The sequence below is a fragment of the Ancylothrix sp. D3o genome, assembly GCF_025370775.1.
In the GTDB taxonomy this organism is placed as follows: domain Bacteria; phylum Cyanobacteriota; class Cyanobacteriia; order Cyanobacteriales; family Oscillatoriaceae; genus Ancylothrix.
In genome coordinates this window covers 1-2,567 of the sequence record NZ_JAMXEX010000103.1, presented here as the reverse complement: position 1 = coordinate 2,567, position 2,567 = coordinate 1, and the positions used below count along the sequence as shown (strand labels likewise).

Genomic DNA, 2,567 nt, shown 5'->3' with positions numbered 1-2,567 from the left:
AGTTAATTATTAACTGGGATAGAAAAATTAACAATAAAGGAAATAATTCTATCCCAGTTTAAATGTGTAATAGCTTATCTTAAATCCTCATAATTTTTCACGACTGGATTATTCATATTAGGTATTTATTCAAAATTAATAATTAGTAAATGAGTTTTAAGGAAGAACAAAATATTTTTGAAAAGACGGTAGATGATATATGTTGTTGTGTTCTCGCAGAAGCAATAACACAACAACATATATAAGTTAATTTGGAGTAGTTTTTCGCTTAGCATTCCCTCGTTGACGTGCTGCTTCCAAATTTCGCTCATTTTCCGTTTGTAAACGAAGGTTTAATTCATCTAAATCAGCAATTAGAACATCCCAACGTTTGACAACTTCTTGCATTTTGGCAACGGAACGCGCCCTAGTTTCTGGATCGGGAATTCTGGGTTGATTAGTCATAGTAAATTCCAGTTTCTCTTAATTTCTTGAACGTTAGCTCTGGTAGCCGCTAGTGCAGCGGTAGCTTCGTCCATAGATCTATCCAATAACTCTAGCACATCACGGCTGGCTACCGGCTGTGCGTCATAGATACGGCGTAACGTTACATAGAATCGGGAATAATAAGAATCTGCTCTTTCCCGAATGCTTTGCAATTCATCTAATTCAGGGATTGTTTCTTCTGTTTCTCCAAACTGTTCCATTAATATGTATTCAACTGCCGTAGCTTCATCAACTTGTTCCAATAATTGTCGTTGTAGACTAAAAACGTTACTCAGTGTCTCTGATGATAACCTTGCCATGTAAATAATCTCTGTTACTACCTAAGATAATAATATCATTTTTAGCCTATTTTCTTATGAAAGATATCATCCTGTTGGTTATGATGATTGGTTAAATTCAAGTAATAATTGTTATAATTTCAGAGACTCTAGCCCTTCTCAAAAATTAAAACTTAACAAGCATATTAAAAAAGTAATATATTAGTTGAAATGGAGCGTGAATCATAGGTATTGCTGGATTTAAGTTAAGGAAAACTACTCTTTTTGCTTACCACCGGCCCCCAGGTAAACCCTGCGTAAATCAGTCAGCTTTTTAGATGGTTGGTTGTAGTAGCTTTTCCCTTCAGCAGTCGGGAAAGATGCCCAGGTAGGCGCAACTTTAAACACAGCATCATCAAACTGGCCGGCCACAATATCCTGGTATGCACCGGCCTGTTTAATTAATTGGACAGCGGCTAGGTCTTGGGATTCTGGGCTAAAATCCGGTAGCTTTAATTTACGAGAGATTTCATCCCAAGTAGTTTTGAGAAATTGGTACTTACCGGCTGCGGTACTGCATAGGGGTTTCCCTTTATAAAGTGAGCAATTCTTGATATTAGGATGTTCTTTAAATGAATTAAAAAGGGGGCCGGTGAACATCATCCGATAACCATCTGGGCCGGCAGTACCCTCAGCAAAGGCAATTGTTTGCAAAAAAGCTCTAACATTCTCATTAACTACTGCTTCAGATAGCGGATGATTGGATAGACTTGTTTGTCTGGGTGCCGGTGTTGGAGAAGGTTGACCGACAATAGCTAACCCTAGAGTGGAAAGAGCGATGATTGATAGGCCGGTGGGATTTATCATAGCCGATTCTCCCTCCATAGCTTCTCTAGTTGGCTTTCATTCATCCCCGGTTTTACTTGTGGGCTGTAGAGCATTCTAATTAACTTTTTATCTAAGGATGAATACTCAGTAACATCAGTCCACTGTTGATAAAAGATGCTGTCTGAATATTTGTCTGAGTCCGCCGGCAACCCAAATGCCTGTGTTAATTCTTCTCGGATGAGATGAGAGCGTTCTTTTTGGGTGACACCTGTAGTTGAGATTAAAATCTCAGCACCAGTTATCTGTTTTGTTTCATCCCAGTTCAACCAGAAGAAACCGCTATTACCGACTTGATAAGTGGGAATAAATTTCTTAAAGTTTTCTTCTGGGGTAAACCGGAGCGCGCATATTCCCAGTGTTGGGCTTGACAATTTGAATCGGTAATTGGGTGAGGTGTTTTAATTCCTGGGTGACAGCTTCCAGTGTTTGTAAATCTTCGGGAGTGGGAAGACCGGCTATCTCTAATTTTATGGGAACCACCCACTTCTTAATTACCCCATCATCTGAAGTGCCAAACTCAGACTTTAGTGTTACTTCTTTGAAATATTCAAATGTTTTATCTGCGTTTTCATCAGGAAAAGTGGAAGTTTCTTGGCTGCTTAGTTGGGATTTGGTTGGGGAGGCATCATACCAAACAGCTATTAAAACGATTAAAGCAATGGTAGAGATAAGTCTCATGGTTCATTACGGCTATTAAAATCATTAAAGCAACGGCAGAAATAAGTTTCATGGCTCATTTAAAGCATCGGTAATTTTTCTGGCAAGTTGTTGAGCAAGCTGTTGTTTCTGCTCAGTAGTTGGGGGAAGCTGGTCTGAGGCAAAGGCTTCTAAGATCGTGCCATTCTGTCCAGAGCGAGTGACACCATACCGGCCTCGGTCAGCTTTTAAAATCCCGAATTGTTTGATTAACTTGTGATCAAAGGGGTCATTAGGATT

At 39.4% G+C, this 2,567-nt stretch carries 6 protein-coding genes; all 6 read right to left on the bottom strand.

Going from position 1 to position 2,567, the window contains the following annotated elements; genetic code table 11:
- Positions 1-246: 246 nt before the first annotated feature.
- On the bottom strand, positions 247-444 hold the full coding sequence (locus NG798_RS27450; protein WP_261226894.1) for a hypothetical protein: 198 nt from the start codon (positions 442-444) through the stop codon (positions 247-249).
- Positions 441-785, bottom strand: coding sequence for a hypothetical protein (locus NG798_RS27445; RefSeq protein ID WP_261226893.1), 345 nt, complete (start codon positions 783-785; stop codon positions 441-443). The genes NG798_RS27450 and NG798_RS27445 overlap by 4 nt, the downstream gene beginning before the upstream one ends.
- 234 nt (positions 786-1,019) lie before the next feature.
- Positions 1,020-1,628 (bottom strand): glycoside hydrolase family 104 protein, encoded by a 609-nt coding sequence (locus NG798_RS28095; RefSeq protein WP_317619649.1) that lies wholly within the window; start codon positions 1,626-1,628, stop codon positions 1,020-1,022.
- Entirely contained in the window at positions 1,607-1,897 is a 291-nt protein-coding gene (locus NG798_RS27435; protein ID WP_261226892.1) for a DUF2927 domain-containing protein, read from the bottom strand. The genes NG798_RS28095 and NG798_RS27435 overlap by 22 nt, the downstream gene beginning before the upstream one ends.
- A gap of 46 nt (positions 1,898-1,943) precedes the next feature.
- Complete coding sequence (locus NG798_RS27430; RefSeq protein ID WP_261226891.1) at positions 1,944-2,309, bottom strand: DUF2927 domain-containing protein; 366 nt, start codon at positions 2,307-2,309, stop codon at positions 1,944-1,946.
- 48 nt (positions 2,310-2,357) lie between these two features.
- A partial coding sequence (locus tag NG798_RS27425; protein WP_261226890.1) for a hypothetical protein occupies positions 2,358-2,567 on the bottom strand: 210 nt, incomplete at its 5' end.